Genomic DNA, 18,218 nt, shown 5'->3' with positions numbered 1-18,218 from the left:
TACAACTTAATATGAAGCTCTTTGCTAACAATCATTTTACATCATTAAAACTACTCGTCCATTGATTTTGAAGCTTCGATTTCTGTTTCAGTTAACTTTGGTTTGATTAAACCGTAAATTAATGCTGAAACTAATGTGCCAACTAGAAGTGCAATAAGAGTTTGAAGTAAGTGTGCACCATCAGTACCAACAATTACAATAATACCACCATGTGGCGCAGTAATTCGTGAACCTAAGCCTAAAGCAATTGCGCCACCTATACCTGAACCAATCATCATTGAAGGAATAACACGTAATGGATCGGCAGCTGCAAATGGAATCGCACCTTCTGTAATAAATGACATACCCATCACATAGTTAGGGATAATTGAACCACGTTGTTCTTTTGTAAATTTACGTCTAAAAATTAACATCGCTGTCGCAATTGCTAACGGTGGAATCATACCACCAATCATTGCAGCTGTAATTGGTGCTGCATTACCTTCAATCAACGCACCTGTTGCAAAAACATATGCCGCTTTGTTGAATGGACCGCCCATATCAATCGCCATCATAGCGCCAATAACTAAACCTAATAATACAATATTAGAACCTGATAAATTGTTTAATCCATCTAATAACAAATGATTTAACCAAGATGCTGGTGGATTAAAGGCATAAATCATCAATAAGCCTGTAGCCGTCACTGTTAATAGTGGATAAATTAATGTTGGCTTTAATCCCTCTAATGCTTGTGGTAACTTACGTGTCATGGCTTTAACACCTTGTGTTAAGTAACCTGCTAAGAAACCTGCAATAATACCACCAATAAATCCTGAACCACCTGAAATTGCTAACATACCACCTACAAGACCTGAAGCGAAACCAGGTTTATCCGCAATACTACGTGCAATGAATCCAGATAAAATTGGAATGATTAACGCGAATGCACTTTTACTACCAATGTTCCAAAGCTGCTCTGCAAACGCATTGTACTCTGAGCTTTTTGGATTAAATGAATTTGCTCCAAATAAAAATACAATTGCCATTAAAATACCACCAGATATTACAAGTGGCAACATGTTAGAAACACCGTTCATTAAGTGTTTATAGAATGCTTTACCTGGGCTTAATTTTTCTTGACTGTCATTTGAGTTACCTTTTCTTTGACCATCACGGGCAACAAAAGGTTTACGACTTGTATCTAATGCTTTATTAATTAATTCTTCTGGGCGTTTAATACCATCTGCTACTGGTACTTCTACGACATTTTTACCATCGAAGCGATCCGTCTCAACATGAACATCAGCAGCAACAATGATACCTGTTGCATTTTCAATATCTTGTTCAGTTAAATGGTTTTTAATGCCGCTTGAACCATTCGTTTCTACTTTAATTTTAATACCCATTTTATCCGCTTGCTTTTTCAATGCATCACGTGCCATATATGTGTGTGCAATACCTGTTGGACAAGCAGTTACTGCTAACACATATGGCTCATTAGATTGTTTAGATGATTGTTCTGCAGTTGCAACTTGTTGTGCTTCAGCTTCTGCCTCTTCTTCTTTTGTCACTTCATCATCAGCCTCATCTATGATCGCTAGTACTTCTTCAGGTGATGAAGCATGTAATAATTTCTCACGTACATTTTCATCCATTAAAATACCAGACAACTTAGCTAAAGCATCTAGATGTGTTTGGGCGCCACCTTCTGGCGCTGCAATCATAAAGAATAAGTGTGCTGGTTGCATATCCAAACTTTGATAATCTACGCCTGCTTTAGATTTACCAAACGCAATAGCTGGTGACTTAACTGCGGCCACTTTGGCATGTGGAATGGCAATACCTTCGCCGATACCAGTTGTACTTTGTGATTCTCGATTGTGAATCGCTTCCTTAAATGACGCGACATCACTTAATTTACCTGCTTTGTCTAATTGATTTACTAACTCATCAATAACACCATTTTTGTCATTTGCCATTAAATCCATTGCTATTGTATCTTTTGTTAATAACTCTGTTACTCTCATTATTTTCACTCCCCATCAAGTACGCTAATCGTAACTTGTGATTTTATTTTTTCTATAGCGTCCCGTGTTGCTAAGTCCTCATCAAATGCCGTGGCAGTACCGCATGCGACTGCTTGTTGGAATGCTTTTTCAATCGTTAAACCTGAAGCAATTCCAGCCACCATGCCTGCAACTGTACTATCACCAGAGCCAACTGTATTAACCACTTTCCCTTGTGGATTAACTGCTTTAATACTGATTTCTTTATCAATATAAATAGCACCATCACCGCCAAGCGAGACAATAACAGATTGCGCACCTTTATCAACTAACAAACGACCATATTTAATAACATCTGTGTCTGAGTTCACTGTTGTATTAAACATCACTTCTAATTCATCTTTATTAGGTTTAATAAATAGTGGATGATATGGTAAAACGCTTTCAGCCAATTCTTTTTCAGCGTCGACTACTAATTTAGCACCTGTCTGTGCTGTAATTTGTGCAATTTGCGCATACGCATCGCTTGGAATACTACTTGGTACACTTCCAGCAACAATAACTATATCTTCGCTTGTTGTATTTTTAATTTGTTGTAACAGTTGTTCAAATTGTGTTGACGTTATATGAGGACCCGGTGCATTGATTTCTGTTTCTTGTCCTGTTTTTAATTTCACATTAATACGTGTATCTTCATCAACTTCAATAAAATTCGATTGAATTGCACTGTTATTTAATGTATCTATAATGAATTTCCCAGGAAATCCACCTGCAAATCCCAAGGCAGTTGACTCAACATCCAATGTCTTTAAGACGCGCGAGACATTAATACCTTTCCCCCCAGCGAATTTATATGTTGCTGTTGCTCTGTTCAAACCATCAATTTTAAAATCATTCGTAAAAATGACATAGTCAATTGAAGGATTGAAAGTCACTGTATAAATCATAAAGTCCCTCCTATAAAGTGATACTTTTGTTGGTATTCTTTTAACGATTCTTGATTTAATGCTTTTTCAGATGTGATGATTGTCGTACTTTCTAGCAAAGGTACACGAGCAAAATATACTTTATTAAACTTAGAATGATCTATAAGTACAAATGATTGATTGGCTAATGACATTGCTGTTTGTTTAACTAATGCCTCTTGCTCATCGGGAGTAGTTAATCCAAGTTCAATATCTAATCCATTCATCCCGATAAAAGCTTTATCGAAACAATATCGTCTTAATATCTCCATAGCACTAGAACCAATCGTAGCAAGTGTATTTTCTTTAACTTGACCACCTAGCATAATTGTTTTAATACCTTTTTTAAGTAAAGCTTCTACATGTGTTAAACCATTGGTTACCACAATGATATCTTTCGCTTGAATATATTTAATTAGCTCCAATGTAGATGAACCAGCATCGATAAATAAGCATTCATTATCGTTGATTTGATTAGCTGCTATTTTAGCAATCATTTTCTTTTCATCAAGATTCGTTGCTAATTTTTCAGTTAAATTCGCCTCAACCATACGATTTTCTTTTAACATTGCACCACCATGCACACGTTGCAATTTCCCTAATTGTTGTAGTTTAGATAAATCTCTTCGTATTGTTGAAGCACTGCAACCAGTTCGATCTATTAATTCTTGTAAAGTCAAAAAATCTTTGTGCGAAAGTTCTTCTAATATTAACTCGTGTCTTTTTTCAGTAATTATCATCATCACCCCATCTCACTTTGTATTATAATGAGTACGCTTTCACTTTTCAATCATAAATTACCAAAAACAATCACAAACACTCAAATTGTTACGATAAAATTACATTTTTATGTTCAAATACTCAATTATAATGACTGTTTATGATCGTAAAATGCTAATTCAATCAAAAAGGAGTGTGGCAGAAATGAATTTTATAAAAATTTCATCTCTGTCACACTCCTAATCTTGCCCCATACTTTTTGTTGTTATTAATCATTCATGGATAACTGCTCCAATTTTGCCTTTAGTTATTGTAATCAAATCCTCAACAGCTATTGTGATTTGCATTGTTCGAAGCCCACCACTCACACTGATATGACTATAATTTTCACACGATTTGTCAACGACTGTTGGAAACAATGTTTTCATACCAACAGGCGAACACCCACCACGAATGTATCCCGTTACATTTTTCAAATTATCTAAAGGCATAAGCTGCAATTTCTTCTCTCCAACCAAAGCAGCTGCCTTTTTCATATCTAAAGTTTCACTTACTGGGATAACAAATACAAAATGTTCATGTTTTGTATTTTCTAGAACAAGCGTTTTAAATACTGTTTTAACATTTGCTTGTATGAGTTCTGCGACTTCTTGACCAGATAAATGTTCTTCTGGTACCTCAAAGCTATGAACTTCGTATTTAATTTTTGCACGATCAAGCATACGCATCGCGTTCGTTTTCTTATTTTTAGCCATTTCAACACCTCATTTATACTTCTTCAGAACTATATTAACATTTTAAAATACATTACGGATTGGTTGATTTTGACATAACATTTACATCATTTTATAAGTTGAATTCACCTTTTTAAATTAAATTATTGCAAAATAAAAACAGTATATCCAATTAGAATACACTGTTCCATCTATTATTTCGTTATTATGCCTTGATTTGAAATACTTACATGTTGCTTACTAGTTGAATTATCATTGGAATACACATAATTATATCCATGATTTGTCTTAGAAATTCTTTCTAAACCATAATTATCATTGATATGCTTATCTGCATAACGATCAGCAATAACTTGGCACTCTTGTTCGTTAAAAGAATTTGATTTATTTGCATTCACACGATGTTTAAAATGATTTTGCTTTTTCACATTTTCATTCACTTCAGATGCTTTAGCAGTATGAATATTGAGAATATCCATTTTCTTTTTATAAGTATCTTCAGTTGATACATTTATCGCGTTAAGCGTATTAATTGTTTTATGTACCTTAGCAAGCGCATCTTCATTTGTTGCTAATATTAATAAACCAATTAAACAAACGGTTAATATTACAGCAACAAAGCCTAAAAATAAATTTTTTACTGTCATCCCCTTACCCACATTTCCTTACTCATTTTTTATCATCTTAACACATTAACGTTAATGAATTAGGTATGTGGATTGCAATTTAAAAAGAATGTAATATTTGTAACATGTTTATTACTCAAAATCATTTTTTGTTACATATAACATTTAAATATAAAGAGTAAAACATTTAGTCAATCGAATCTTTTTAAATGTAAAGCATCGAATTTTCTTAATAAAATTCATAAGAAAAACGATGCTAATCATTCATAATATTACGCTTTACTTTATATCAATATACACCAAAATACTTATGCTACATATTTTGTTCTTTCAATTTTGCTCTATGTTGCTTTTCAATTAAAACAATAACAACACCTGCTAATGAAACACCTATAGCCATATAAATTGGTGCTTCAATGTGTACATCAAATAACGCACCTGCGATTAAAGGACCTATGAAATTACCCATACTAGTGAATGTCGAGTTCAATCCGCCTGCAAAGCCTTGCCTTTCTCCAGCAATATTAGAAAAATAATTTGTAATGGCTGGTCGTATCATATCAAAACCTATGAAGACAACAAAACTGATTAACATTATTGACCAATAGTCATTAGCAAAAACTAATAATATTAAGACAACAACTGAATATAATAATGACCAAGCTATAAATGTTAACTCTGAGAAATACTTCATAAATTTATCGAAGAAATAGATTTGGAAAAGTGCCCCAAATATACCGCCACCCGTAATAGCAATCGAAATATCTTTAGGTGAATAATTTACCTTGTCAGCTGTGTATAGTGAATACAATGTTTCAAATGCAGATAAACCAAACGATAATACAAGTGTTAAAATAACTGGTGTAATAAACACTTTCCAGTTAATTTTCGTTAGCAATTGTGGCTCTAACTTTTGGAAACCACTTGTCGTAGACTTTTTCGGATCGTGAATCAATACAATTGACATTATAAATGCTAGAATACCTAATGCTCCTGCAAAGTAAAATGGCATACGATGTGAAACTTCTGCCATAAATCCACCAATCCCTGGTCCTAAAATGAATCCAGAATTGATAATCGCTGACATGTAGCCAAAGTTTTTTGCTTTTTGATGGCTTGGTGAAATGTCAGCTATTAAACCTGTCACACCAGGCATTACCATACCAGCACTCATACCACCAATCACTCTCGATAACATCAATACCGAAAAATTGTGGCCAACTGCAAACATAAATTCTGACACTGAAAACAAAATTAATCCTATACATATAATTAATTTCTTCCCTAATTTGTCAGCTAGCGTACCACCAAACGGCGATATAATCATTTGAGATAACGCAAAAGCAGCAACTAGTAATCCTAAATCACTACCAGTTAATCCCAAATCTTTTAAATAAACAGGCAAGACTGGTATTACTAAACCGATACCTAAAAAAATCAAGAAAATATTAAAATATAAGACAAAAATCTGTTTATTCATATGCTCACCTCTTTTTTCTCCATGTCATGCTTAAAGCTGTTATTCTTCTTTTCCACGACAGATTGCAATTCATGCTAAATATTCGTAAAAAGTTTCTATATTGTATTACAACATTGCTACATTTGACAATATTTTTTCTTTGTAATTATCACTATTTTCCATTTAATTGTATAATTAATGACATATTAAAATAAAGGGGATTGATCATATGAAATTGCAAAAAAGTAATCATACTATACTACTAGTGTTGGAAAAAGGAGAAGATATCGTTGAATGTATAACAACCTTTGCAGATGACCAAGACTTAACATTTACATCTGTCAGCGGCATTGGTGCATGTGATGACGTTGTATTAAAATTTTTCAATTTAACAACGAAACAATACGAAGAAAAACATATTACTGAGCCACTGGAATTGACGAGCTTATTAGGTAATATTTCTCGTCTAGACAATGGTCATTTTGCACATTTGCATGCTACTTTCGGTACTCAATCATATGAAACTTTTAGCGGACATCTCGCTAAAGCAATTGTTTCTGCAACTGCTGAAATCATTCTTACTGTAACTGATTTGGACATTCAACGTTCATTCAAAGATGCAGTCGGTTTAAATTTACTTGATCCTCAATAGCACTTTACTTTTTAGTTGAATCAAATTTTATTACAAGTTATCATAAGTGCTTAATCATAAATGCATTCTCGTTTATTAATATACTTCAACGAGTTAAATTAAATTTTTAATTAGGAATTGAATGCGTTTATAACTATCACATTTGAATGAATAACTTTTTCATTAGAAAGTAGTGTTTATTATTGATGCAATCTCGATACATCGCTAGAATTTACTTTTTAATTTTATTTATCGTCTCCCTTTTTGAGACTAAAATTTTTCAATTTATGACTTTAAATTTGTTTTTAGCATATATACCTTTTGAGCTTAGTCTATTATTACGATTATTCAAACCGAATAAAAAGTATGAATGGCCACTCTTTATCATATATAGTTTTATATTTGTGTTACTTTTACCAAATACATTTTATATGGTAACTGATTTAATCCATTTGAACCAATTTCAATTCAACTTTTACGCAGGACTAAATTTAAGTGAGTGGAAATACTTTACCTATTTACTGCTTGGTGTCTTCTTAGCGGTTTATGTGATGATTTTAATCTATTTTGAAATACTAACATTGACTTCTCACCGTTGGCTTAATAGATTAATTGTTGTCGTGCTAATGTTTTTAAATGGATTCGGAATTTATATTGGTCGTTTCTTACGCTTACATTCCGTTTATTTCTTTAATGAGCCCTTACATGTTCTAAATCACATTCTAGAAAGTCTAACGCTTAAAACTGCTATGTTTGTATGTTTTATGGTTGTCATGCAAGCAGCAATTCTATTATTTGGAAAAGGAGTGCGTTTGAACAAGTGACAATAAATATAATCGTTTTAATAGTATCTATCATTGTCTTTCAATTGATTATTGGACACATATGGCATGATATTGGTTTAAGTTATTTAAGAAGTATCTTACTCATGATGCTGCCATTTGGACTAGGTGTATTTATACAACAAGTGTCGTATTACGAACGACAATATCCTAAATGGCAAGTGCCTCAAAACATAAAAGTTAGATTGAAATATATTTATCTCGCTACGTTTTTAGAGTATGTCGTACTATACCTCACTTTATTTACGGACATACTAAGATAACATCAAATTAATAAGAAAACTAAATACAACTTATATATTTGAGGAAAGCCAATTTCTATCACATCAATAATAGAAATTGGCTTATTTATATTGCTTAAGAACTTTATATTCTGCTCCAGATTTTACTCATGCCAGATCTATCAATTGAGCCGAATTAGTCTAGCGCTTTAAATGTAGCTAAAACTTGTGTACGTTTTTCTTGATGATCTACCATTTGTCTTGGATAATGACTACCTAATTCAATCCCCTGTTCAAAAAGGTTGGACTCATTGCGTTGTGTATCATGCAAATATTTTGCATCAATTTGATTAAAAATCGGAAGATATGTTTTGATATACAAAGCTTTAGCATCAAAGCGTTCACTCTGTCTTATTGGATTAAACATTCTAAAATACGGCACTGCATCCGTACCTGTAGAAGCAGACCATTGCCATCCATGAATATTTGATGCTGCATCATAGTCAATAAGGTGCTTTCTAAAGAATTTTTCTCCCCATGTCCAATCTATAAATAAATCTTTGGTTAAAAATTGCGACACAACCATTCTCATTCGATTATGCATAAAACCAGTTTGTGTCAATTCCATTATTGCTGCATCAATGATTGGAAATCCTGTTTGCCCTTCGCACCATGCATTAAAATCCGCTTCATTTTGCGACCATTTTATCTGTCGATATTTAGGTTTGAAAGCTTGGTATGAGGTTTCAGGATACTGTGTCATTAACACATAATAAAATTCTCTAAAAATGAGTTCACGTATAAATGCTTCATAGTTTGCCTCATCTTCATCATAACGCGCCAATAAATCATTAAAAATTTCAATAATATCTAATAATCCATATGCTAAAGCAACACTTAGCTGACTTGTTAATACTTCAGGTAAATAGTCTCTTCCGCTTTCGTAATTCTGTATATCTTGATCTAAAAAATGTTGCCATTTATTCTGTTCAATTATTTGTGAGGATCCAAATGCTATGTCATCAAACACTAAATCATCAGGTGATGCAATGACAAAGTTTTCGAATGATTTTAAATCATAGTGATATACGTCTCTATGCCTCAAGTAAGGTCGCCATTTTTTATAGAAACTAGTAAAAACATTGTATGGCTCCCCTTGTTGATTCATTGTTTTACTCGCTTTAAAGTAATGATTCCCACGTATCAAAGTAACGGCAATGCGTGCTTCATTGAATAAAGAACGTTGATGTAAAATATCATATTCTTCAAGATGATAACTCATAATATCACCCGCAGTCACTACTTCAGAGATATTGTTTTCTTTACAAAATGAAATGATATCGTCATAAGACATAACATAAGGTGTAAGCTTTTCTGCGTGCAACGATTGGTAAAAGCGCTGCAAAGTACCGCGATAAAACTGTGCTTTCAAATCAGAAGCTGAAGACATGTCCTCTTCCGGAATGATAAAATAACATGCATCAATGTCTTCTTTTTGTTGATAAATATATTCAAATAATGGATTGTGTTCCATTCGAAACATTCGATTTAATAACACAGCAATTGCCATAAACAAAACACCCTTCAATTATCTTTTTATTTTATTAAGCTTTTTGTCACTTTAAAATAACCTAGATTCTTATTTATATTTTTAATTAAAGCAAACCTAACCATTTCCAATAAGTCATGCTAAAAACTATCACTAGAATATACCCTACAATTGTCAATGGTATACCTGCCTTCAAGAAATCTTTAACCGTAAAAGTACCAGTGCCATAAGCCAACATATTTTGAGGTGCACTAACAGGTAATAAGAAACCAAAACTAATAACAAATTGTTGAATTAAAACAAATCCTATAGACTGGTCTCCTAAGTGTAACGTAGAGGTTAGCGAAATAAAAACAGGTATTAACGCTGATGATAAACTTGTTGCACTCGCAAAGCCCAAATGAATCAATATATTAAAAAGCGTGATAAGTGCAATTGTCGCGATAATAGGTAAATGTTTTAAACCTAAAACACCAAAAGTTTGATCACTTAACCATTGAGCTGCACCTGTTTTCAAAAGAACGTTACCTAGTGAAATACCTACACCAAACACGATAATTGTTCCCCATGGTATTTTATTTTCAACATGTTTCCATGTCATGACACCAATTTTCGGCATTAACATAACACCTAAAGCAATAATAGTAATGGATGCAGAGTCAATCGGATGTAATACTTTTTCAGTTGACCAAAACAGTAATAATAACATCGATATAACAATTAAACGCCATTCACGTGGGCTAACGGGGCCAAGTTTATGCAATTCTTCTTTTATTAAATCTTTACCACCTTCTATTGTATTAATTTCTGGAGGCATCACTTTAATCATGATGAAATATAAAGCTACGGACATAACTATGGACCAAGGCGCTGCATATAAGAACCACTCGCCCCATGAAACATCAAATCCTAATTGATGGTTTATAAAATTAATCGCTACGATATTTTGTGCTGCCGCCGTTTTGATACCAATATTCCAAATTGACACAGCTTGTACTGAAGTAATTATTAATAAAGACGCTAACTTGCTATCTTTGGAAACTTTAAATGCCGCAATCATACCCAGCAAGATTGGTACAACTGCCCCTGCTCTAGCTGTTGCAGAAGGAACGAAAAATGCAAGTACAATTGAAACGATAATTGCTCCAATAACTATATTTCTAGTTTTATTACCAACAATTGATAACACTAAAAGAGCTAGTCTTTTATGCAAATTCGTTTCTTGCATAGCAGCAGCCAAAAATAATGCAGCTGCAACGAGAGCTACAGCTGAAGTTGCAAATCCACTAAACGCTAATGATAATGCATGATTAGTTCCTAGAAGGTCACTTCCAGCTAAAATAGCACTGCCACTTTTCGGATTACCTAGCTTCTCCCCTAAATTTTGAACAGGGCTAAATCCTAAAAGTAATATCATTAAGCCAATAATTAAAGTTGCTGACACCGGATATGATACAGCTTCCGTTACCCACATAATAACTGCAAAAGCTAAAATAGCTAGTACTGCCTTAGCCATTATCGGCAGACTTGAAGGTGCCGGGAGTAATAGTACAACTATAAGTATTATAAAACTCATGACAATCCAAAATGGCTTGTATTGCTTTTTTGTCTTTTCTTTCTTTTGTTGTTCATGTTCAACTACATGTTTTTCTTCTGACATAACAGTCACCCCTTTGTTTAATCTTAATTTAATTATAACAATTTTTTAAAACATACATTTTTAATTTATGCAAAATACACAATTTTATCGAAATATTTTGTAAATAATATTGCTAGGTGATGAGTTATCTCGGTTAATTACAAAACGATATCTAAGTTTAAATATTAGATCATAAAAAAACTATCTACTGAATATCCTCATAGCATCATTTTTCTAAGCAAAAGTTAAACTTAGTTAGATAAAATGCAAATGAGATTATTGTAGATAGTCTCTTTTTAATGTTTAAAAATGATTAATGCCATAAACATAAATAATTCCAAAGAATGCCGCGCCACTAAGCACTGTTAATATAAGACTTAGTAACAATGTGCGTTTATAATGTTTAACAAATGCTATGAACAAAATGACTACATTATACGCAAAGAAAAGTCCGAATAATGTCATTGTTATTTTCAAATCAGAATAGAAAATATTTAATAGTAATACAATGACTGCATAAATTAAATACGGAATAACTATAAATTTGCGTTCAAATCTTAATTGTTCGAAACGTTTATCTTCGTTTGTCATGATATGCTCCTTTATGATTTAAAAGTAAATAAGTTTACGGAATATCTTGTCCGATAATAGCGGTGTAAATGTCAAACCACGACTGATCATCTAAATTAAGTTGTAGCCCTTCGATTGCTTGATCAATACGCTTTAACTGACTTGTTCCAAGTATCGGCATGATACGATGCGGTATTTTTACTAACCACGCTATCATCACAGCTGTGTCACTCACACCATATTTGTCAGCTATTGATTGAACAACTTTCATAATACGTTGCGCTTTAATATCTTCCTTGTCGAAAATTTTACCGCCTGCAAAAGGACTCCAAGCCATGATTTGAACATGGTTTTGATACATTGAATCCATTGTTCCATCTTGTAAACTATCAACGTGATATGGCGATAATTCTAATTGATTGATGCTAATATGTAGTCTTTCTTTCATAATATATTGATTTAACAATTGGTATTGTGAATGATTAAAATTCGACACCCCGAATGACTTCAACTTACCTTGTTTAACAAGTTTAGTTAATGCATCAGCAACTTGTTCTGGATCCATCAATGGTGAAGGACGATGAATGAGTAGACTATCTAAATAATCTACATTCAAATTGATTAATGACTGTTCAACAGATTTCACGATGTGCTTACTACTCAAATCATAACGATGTCCATTTGTAAAATCAAATTGCTTAGAAGGCAAAATGATACCACATTTCGTAACAATTTGAATTTTATTTCTTAATTCGGGTGATAAATCCAAAGCATTACCAAACAGTGATTCACATTGATAATCTCCATAAATATCAGCATGATCCATCGTTGTAATTCCACGTTCAACTAATTCATTTATAAAATAATTTAACTCTTTCGCAGTCATCTTCCATTCATTTGCACGCCAAAAACCTTGTACAAGCCTAGAAAAATGAACATAGTGATTAATCATTATTTGTTCCATATCTCATCCACTCCATCCCTCAATGTCACAAAATATTCACAATAAAAGTATTAAGAAATTAATGTGCTATTTCCGTTAAATTGAAACAACACATTTTCTGATTTACGTAAATTGTAGCATATCCAATTGATTACGTATGTGATTTGTATCTAAAGTTTCACCAATAATAACAATCGTTAATGGTAATTGCATGCCAATTATTCCATAGTCTGGTAAACCATATGCATATTGAAATTCATAAATTGCATTTGGTTGATCTCTAAATGACACATAACCTTTCAAACGTAGAACAGATTCCGGTAATTTCATTATAAATTGATAAAACAAATGACGATCAATCGGACCTGTAAACGTGTAAGTCATACTTTTAATCCCATGATGATGGTGATGATGAGACGATATCTCTCTGTCTTTAACAGTTAAGTCCAATTCTTCCAACGAAACTTTTCCATAGGTTGTTTTATAAGTTGGAATACTTGCACAAATCATACCTAATTGCTTATCAATTTTCTCAAGACTGTCATCAGTTATAAGATCAATTTTATTAATAATAATCATGTCACTTAGTTTCAACTGATCTTCCATCAGCGAAACTGTATTTTCGGTATATTGATGACGTTCTAAAAATCGAGTCGCATCTAATACACCATAAATAATCGGCTTTTCAAAGAAATTAACGATTTGCGGATCTTGACATGCAACTAGTAATTCCAAAGGATGCGCAATGCCTGTCGCTTCTATGATGACATGATTAACGTCCCCTTTTAAAGCAATGGCTTTTAGTTCATAGACAAGTTCTTGTTTAAGATCGCAACAAACACAACCATTAATCAATGAATGGACTTCAATTTCATTTGAAATACTATTGCTATCAATATCAAAAGTACCGAATTCATTCATGATGATTTTAATTTTCTCATCATTTTTTAATAATTCACTAATATAATGTGTCAGTAACGTGGTTTTACCACTACCCAAAAATCCGTTAATTATGGATATTCTTATTTTTTCATCTTTATTATTTTTCATTTTATATTCTCTTTTCTATTACAGTTATTTTTAAAAATGATAACATATATATTAAATTATCTTTTTGCTTGATTTAATCAAAAATATCTTCTAAACTTTAAACATACTTTAATTTTAGCATGGCATTGAATCAAAGAAAGTTGTGAATTAATAAACAATCAACTTTTTAATGATTACCAATCCGAAAAGAGAAAAAAACGGATAGTATGTCTGGAGGAGAACTTTAATGTCTGATCAACATAATTTAAAAGAACAGCTATGCTTTAGTTTGTACAATGCTCAAAGACAAGTTAATCGCTACTACTCTAACAAAGTTTTTAAGAAGTACAATCTAACATACCCACAATTTCTTGTCTTAACAATTTTATGGGATGAATCTCCTGTAAACGTCAAGAAAGTCGTAACTGAATTAGCACTCGATACTGGTACAGTATCACCATTATTAAAACGAATGGAACAAGTAGACTTAATTAAGCGTGAACGTTCCGAAGTCGATCAACGTGAAGTATTTATTCACTTGACTGACAAAAGTGAAACTATTAGACCAGAATTAAGTAATGCATCTGACAAAGTCGCTTCAGCTTCTTCTTTATCGCAAGATGAAGTTAAAGAACTTAATCGCTTATTAGGTAAAGTCATTCATGCATTTGATGAAACAAAGGAAAAATAATTAACTTTTGTCATGACAATTAAAGTAATGTTTAGAATTTATTAAGAATAGAAAAACAATTAGCACGCGTAAGCTTGTTAGTTAAAAAACTGCTTGAAAGGTTTCTTAGCCTATCAAGCAGTTTTTTTATGCATTATATTGAATCATATTCCATAAAGCACCTTGATTAGCTAGTAATTGTTGATAGTTTCCCTTTTCAACTATTTTACCATTTATCATCACAATGATGGTCTCAAAACGTGACAATAAAGTTAAATCGTGTGTAGCAACAATTAATGTTTCTGCATGTGCTTCAATTAAATCCATAACTTTTAAACTATTTTGTTTATCTAATGCAGTTGTTGGTTCATCTAAAATCCATGTTGATGCAGTATCTTTTAATAACATCCTCGTAATCGCTAAACGCTGAATTTCTCCGCCAGATAATGTATGACCATCTAAGTCAATTTGACGTTCTAGTGCCAAATGTTCTAAATCTAATTGCTTAAATATTGCTTGCACCGCTTCATCTTTTTCATCGGTAAATAAATTTTGACGTATTGTACCATCAAATAATTGTTGAGATTGTAGCAAGACATTTAACGATTCAAACTTATCTTTGTCATCTATTTCAAACATATCCATATTTTCGAAACGAACAGAGCCACTATCTAATTGATATAACCCTGCCATAATTTGTAGTAATGTACTTTTTCCTGAACCAGAAGGACCCACAATCGCAATCTTTTCGCCTCTATTAACATTAAAATTAATATCCGACAACACATACGTTTGCTGATTCCAATACTTAAAACTAGCATCCTTAACTTCATAAATGTTCGTTGCATCATACTTATCATTAAGACGTTTTTTTCCATTAGTAGAAGGTACAGATATCACTTCATTAATATCGTGCAATGCTTGGTCAGTATCCGCTTTATAATACGCGACATTTGTCATTGGTACAGCTTGTTCAAATAAAGTTAAGACCATTAAAACTATACTCGTCATATAAATAATATTTAGTTGGCCTGCATTAATTTGAATTAATCCTAGAACTAAACTACCAAAAATCGAAAGCATAGCAATAATATTTAATATAAAATCATAAATCGTTAAAAAGCGTTGCTCTTTAAGTTGTAATTTATCAAAATGATTTAATTTAGCCATCAAATTATCTCGATAATGATTAATTTGATTAAATCGACGTAGTTCATCCATACCAGCTTTATAATCATAAAAATGATTTAAAAATCGGGCCTGTTCATTAGCTGCATGTTTCTTTAAAGTACGTGCTTTTTTTGAGCTTAACCAAGGAACAATGAGTAAAGTGAACAACATGCTAACCATAATCAATAGCGCATGGCCGATTGAAATGAACGCCAAAACTATGACTGTAACTAGCGCTGTCAAACCGATGACGACTGGTGGATAATAAACACGTAAATATATATTTTGTAATGCCTCAACACGACTAATCATACGTGAAATTAAATCACTAGAACTCAGTTTACGGTAAACATTAGGAATGACATTTACTAATTTACCGAAAAACTGTACCCGAATATCACGTAGCATTGTAAATGTAGCTTTATGAGAAATAAGGCGCTCTACGTATCGAGTAATAGCTCTTAAAAACCCAAACAATTTTACTGTAACGACTAAAATCATCAGAGCGTATAGTGGCGCACCAAGTGCACTTTGTGTCACCATATAACCACTTAAGAAAAACATGGCGAGCGCAACTAAACTTCCACAAACACCAACAACTATAGCTAACAATAAATCCTTATCTACTTGAAATTTTAGTCGTGTTTTCATAAGTCATCACCATTTTCTGTTATATTTACTGAAATATTGCGATCATCAGCAATCAGTCTTCCATTTTCTATATACAAGCGTCGTTGTAAATGGCGAATTGTATTATCTCTATGTGCAATGACAATCATCGTTGTATCTTTAAAATGTTGAAACAGAACGTTCTGAATCATGTGTTCTGTTTGAATATCTAAACCAGTTGCAGGCTCATCAAATATAACGAGATCTGGCTTCATAACTAAAAGACGGCAAAGTTCTATGCGTCTCATCTGTCCACCAGATAACATTTCGCCTCCTTCACCTATTATTGTGTTAATGCCTTTTGTGAAAGATTGCACTTTGTCTAATAAACCTACTTCGTCTAGCACTTCTTCAATAGTATTATTTTCTATATCTTTAAACATCGTAATATTCTCTTTTATAGAAGCACTGAAAATATATGGCTGTTGACTAAGTATTCCTATATTTAAATCACGCTGGTTTGTACTTATAGTACCTATTGTTGGCTGATAAACACCTGCAATAAGATGTGTCAAAGTGGATTTACCTGCCCCGCTTGGACCTACAAGTGCAATTTGATCACCTTTAAATATTTCCAAATTTAAATCATTTAATACCAATCTATCAGAATCATCATATCGAAATGATATGTCTGTTAACTGAATAAATGGCTTTTGGTTTTCCTCATACTTTAATAGAAATTCATTATTATAGTTCGGTTGTTCTAAAAACTCAAACACAACGTCACTGGCACCTTCACTTTGTTTTCCAGTATGGAACGCTTGCCCTAAGTCCTTAATTGCATTATAAAATTCAGGCGCTAAAATAATCGCAATTGCCGCAGTTTTAAAATCAATATTATGAAATACTACTAAGCTTAGCGTTGCTTCCAATGCAACCAATCCAATACCTAACATACTTATAAATTCGAGCATTAATCCCGATAAAAAAGCACTGCGTAAAATGCGCATTGTTAAAGTTCTAAACTGAGTACTATCGTCGTAAATATGCTTCTCTGTTTGCTCTGTACGATTAAATAGCTTTAACGTCACTAAACCTTTAGCAATATTTAAAAACCGTTGACTAAATTGATTCAAATAAGTCATTTGATCTTTTGACTCATCTCGCGTTTTCAAACCGAAAATAATATAAAACAAAGGAATAAATGGTGCAGTTATTAACATAATTAATGCGGTATTGAAATGGATGAAAAACATTGCAATGATTATGATGAGCGGAACCATCATTGATTTGAACACTTGAGGCAAATAACTCTTATAAAAAGGTGCTAGACCATCAATGTTTTCTGTGAGTATAGTCATTTGTTCACCGATTGGATGACCATTATTTTTATAAATAACCCGCTGTCTAAGCATATGCTTAACTTTAAATGCTAATGTATCACCTAACCATTGATTTAGAAATTGCACAGTTGCTCTTAAAAGTAAAACACCTAATAAAATAAATAATACAATCCATAAACCTTGAAATTGATGTCTTATAATTTTAGCTAAAAAATCTGCTATTAAAATATTTTGCGTTATAACGATTATGCCGAGACCAGTACTGACCAAGAACATGAGTACCGGAAAAATTTTATATTGAAACAGTATTGTTGTTAATTTTTTCACAATTATATCACCTAAACCTATTATAAAAGGTTTTCCTTAAAATCAAATTAAATAGCTCAATAAAATATTGTAGTTTTACATGTAAAAGAAAATGAATATATACATCTTTAGTCTAGTATTATAACTATAACTAGCATGTCTTTAAATGAATATGCTATCATGATATGGTAATTTTGATATTTA

Annotated in this window: 17 protein-coding genes; 4 read left to right on the top strand and 13 right to left on the bottom strand. The window is 32.4% G+C overall.

The window, feature by feature from the left end; genetic code table 11:
- Positions 1–50 precede the first annotated feature (50 nt).
- The 6 genes from JG553_RS01000 to norA all read right to left on the bottom strand — a co-directional run bounded on the left by JG553_RS01000 (position 51) and on the right by norA (position 6,513).
- Positions 51–2,009, bottom strand: coding sequence for a PTS fructose transporter subunit IIABC (locus tag JG553_RS01000; protein ID WP_001266541.1), 1,959 nt, complete (start codon positions 2,007–2,009; stop codon positions 51–53).
- 5 nt (positions 2,010–2,014) lie between these two features.
- Complete coding sequence (gene pfkB, locus JG553_RS00995; RefSeq protein WP_000640743.1) at positions 2,015–2,935, bottom strand: 1-phosphofructokinase; 921 nt, start codon at positions 2,933–2,935, stop codon at positions 2,015–2,017.
- Positions 2,932–3,696: a DeoR/GlpR family DNA-binding transcription regulator gene (locus JG553_RS00990; RefSeq protein ID WP_000972699.1), complete on the bottom strand. Its 765-nt coding sequence runs from the start codon at positions 3,694–3,696 to the stop codon at positions 2,932–2,934. Before JG553_RS00990 ends, pfkB begins: the two co-directional genes overlap by 4 nt.
- A gap of 249 nt (positions 3,697–3,945) precedes the next feature.
- Positions 3,946–4,428 (bottom strand): Cys-tRNA(Pro) deacylase, encoded by a 483-nt coding sequence (gene ybaK / locus JG553_RS00985; protein WP_001107241.1) that lies wholly within the window; start codon positions 4,426–4,428, stop codon positions 3,946–3,948.
- A 173-nt stretch (positions 4,429–4,601) separates the two neighbouring features.
- A complete protein-coding gene (locus tag JG553_RS00980; RefSeq protein ID WP_000216727.1) occupies positions 4,602–5,054 on the bottom strand; it encodes a hypothetical protein in 453 nt (150 codons plus the stop codon).
- A gap of 292 nt (positions 5,055–5,346) precedes the next feature.
- Positions 5,347–6,513, bottom strand: a complete 1,167-nt coding sequence (gene norA / locus JG553_RS00975; protein ID WP_001041272.1) for a multidrug efflux MFS transporter NorA — start codon at positions 6,511–6,513, stop codon at positions 5,347–5,349.
- A gap of 208 nt (positions 6,514–6,721) precedes the next feature.
- Here norA and JG553_RS00970 point away from each other — a divergent pair, with 208 nt between their 5' ends.
- The 3 genes from JG553_RS00970 (at position 6,722) to JG553_RS00960 (ending at position 8,228) form a co-directional block, all read left to right on the top strand.
- Positions 6,722–7,144 (top strand): PPC domain-containing DNA-binding protein, encoded by a 423-nt coding sequence (locus JG553_RS00970; RefSeq protein ID WP_000776018.1) that lies wholly within the window; start codon positions 6,722–6,724, stop codon positions 7,142–7,144.
- 185 nt (positions 7,145–7,329) lie between these two features.
- Positions 7,330–7,947: a DUF1361 domain-containing protein gene (locus JG553_RS00965; protein ID WP_001191874.1), complete on the top strand. Its 618-nt coding sequence runs from the start codon at positions 7,330–7,332 to the stop codon at positions 7,945–7,947.
- Positions 7,944–8,228, top strand: a complete 285-nt coding sequence (locus JG553_RS00960; RefSeq protein ID WP_000154465.1) for a hypothetical protein — start codon at positions 7,944–7,946, stop codon at positions 8,226–8,228. Before JG553_RS00965 ends, JG553_RS00960 begins: the two co-directional genes overlap by 4 nt.
- Before the next feature lie 154 nt (positions 8,229–8,382).
- Here the strand turns inward: JG553_RS00960 and JG553_RS00955 are convergent, their stop codons facing one another.
- The 5 genes from JG553_RS00955 to JG553_RS00935 all read right to left on the bottom strand — a co-directional run bounded on the left by JG553_RS00955 (position 8,383) and on the right by JG553_RS00935 (position 13,937).
- On the bottom strand, positions 8,383–9,756 hold the full coding sequence (locus JG553_RS00955) for a cryptochrome/photolyase family protein (protein ID WP_000952049.1): 1,374 nt from the start codon (positions 9,754–9,756) through the stop codon (positions 8,383–8,385).
- Positions 9,757–9,841: 85 nt separating this feature from the next.
- Positions 9,842–11,395 carry an SLC13 family permease gene (locus JG553_RS00950; RefSeq protein WP_001288049.1) on the bottom strand — a complete coding sequence of 518 codons (1,554 nt, stop codon included), beginning with the start codon at positions 11,393–11,395 and terminating at the stop codon, positions 9,842–9,844.
- A gap of 282 nt (positions 11,396–11,677) precedes the next feature.
- Entirely contained in the window at positions 11,678–11,965 is a 288-nt protein-coding gene (locus JG553_RS00945; protein WP_000180419.1) for a hypothetical protein, read from the bottom strand.
- Between the two features lie 34 nt (positions 11,966–11,999).
- A complete protein-coding gene (locus JG553_RS00940; RefSeq protein WP_000435107.1) occupies positions 12,000–12,908 on the bottom strand; it encodes an aldo/keto reductase in 909 nt (302 codons plus the stop codon).
- Between the two features lie 102 nt (positions 12,909–13,010).
- Positions 13,011–13,937, bottom strand: a complete 927-nt coding sequence (locus tag JG553_RS00935; protein WP_000794407.1) for a CobW family GTP-binding protein — start codon at positions 13,935–13,937, stop codon at positions 13,011–13,013.
- 226 nt (positions 13,938–14,163) lie between these two features.
- On the opposite strand from JG553_RS00935, the gene mgrA reads away from it, so the two are divergent.
- A complete protein-coding gene (gene mgrA, locus JG553_RS00930; protein WP_001283444.1) occupies positions 14,164–14,607 on the top strand; it encodes a global transcriptional regulator MgrA in 444 nt (147 codons plus the stop codon).
- A gap of 126 nt (positions 14,608–14,733) precedes the next feature.
- Here mgrA and JG553_RS00925 read toward each other — a convergent pair whose 3' ends face one another.
- Together JG553_RS00925 and JG553_RS00920 are read right to left on the bottom strand one after the other, a co-directional pair.
- Positions 14,734–16,407 (bottom strand): amino acid ABC transporter ATP-binding/permease protein, encoded by a 1,674-nt coding sequence (locus JG553_RS00925; RefSeq protein ID WP_000857602.1) that lies wholly within the window; start codon positions 16,405–16,407, stop codon positions 14,734–14,736.
- A complete protein-coding gene (locus JG553_RS00920; RefSeq protein WP_000737143.1) occupies positions 16,404–18,035 on the bottom strand; it encodes an ABC transporter ATP-binding protein/permease in 1,632 nt (543 codons plus the stop codon). The genes JG553_RS00925 and JG553_RS00920 overlap by 4 nt, the downstream gene beginning before the upstream one ends.
- Between the last annotated feature and the right edge of the window lie 183 nt (positions 18,036–18,218).

The sequence above is a fragment of the Staphylococcus sp. T93 genome (assembly GCF_016743875.1).
GTDB classification, from domain to species: Bacteria; Bacillota; Bacilli; order Staphylococcales; family Staphylococcaceae; genus Staphylococcus; species Staphylococcus aureus.
This window is presented reverse-complemented; position numbering and strand designations above follow the sequence as displayed.

Coding starts and splice junctions, on each gene's coding strand:
- JG553_RS01000 (WP_001266541.1), bottom strand. CDS start 2,009: ATGAGAGTAACAGAGTTATTAACAAAAGATACAATAGCAATGGATTTA.
- pfkB (WP_000640743.1), bottom strand. CDS start 2,935: ATGATTTATACAGTGACTTTCAATCCTTCAATTGACTATGTCATTTTT.
- JG553_RS00990 (WP_000972699.1), bottom strand. CDS start 3,696: ATGATGATAATTACTGAAAAAAGACACGAGTTAATATTAGAAGAACTT.
- ybaK (WP_001107241.1), bottom strand. CDS start 4,428: ATGGCTAAAAATAAGAAAACGAACGCGATGCGTATGCTTGATCGTGCA.
- JG553_RS00980 (WP_000216727.1), bottom strand. CDS start 5,054: ATGACAGTAAAAAATTTATTTTTAGGCTTTGTTGCTGTAATATTAACC.
- norA (WP_001041272.1), bottom strand. CDS start 6,513: ATGAATAAACAGATTTTTGTCTTATATTTTAATATTTTCTTGATTTTT.
- JG553_RS00970 (WP_000776018.1), top strand. CDS start 6,722: ATGAAATTGCAAAAAAGTAATCATACTATACTACTAGTGTTGGAAAAA.
- JG553_RS00965 (WP_001191874.1), top strand. CDS start 7,330: ATGCAATCTCGATACATCGCTAGAATTTACTTTTTAATTTTATTTATC.
- JG553_RS00955 (WP_000952049.1), bottom strand. CDS start 9,756: ATGGCAATTGCTGTGTTATTAAATCGAATGTTTCGAATGGAACACAAT.
- JG553_RS00950 (WP_001288049.1), bottom strand. CDS start 11,395: ATGTCAGAAGAAAAACATGTAGTTGAACATGAACAACAAAAGAAAGAA.
- JG553_RS00945 (WP_000180419.1), bottom strand. CDS start 11,965: ATGACAAACGAAGATAAACGTTTCGAACAATTAAGATTTGAACGCAAA.
- JG553_RS00940 (WP_000435107.1), bottom strand. CDS start 12,908: ATGGAACAAATAATGATTAATCACTATGTTCATTTTTCTAGGCTTGTA.
- JG553_RS00935 (WP_000794407.1), bottom strand. CDS start 13,937: ATGAAAAATAATAAAGATGAAAAAATAAGAATATCCATAATTAACGGA.
- mgrA (WP_001283444.1), top strand. CDS start 14,164: ATGTCTGATCAACATAATTTAAAAGAACAGCTATGCTTTAGTTTGTAC.
- JG553_RS00925 (WP_000857602.1), bottom strand. CDS start 16,407: ATGAAAACACGACTAAAATTTCAAGTAGATAAGGATTTATTGTTAGCT.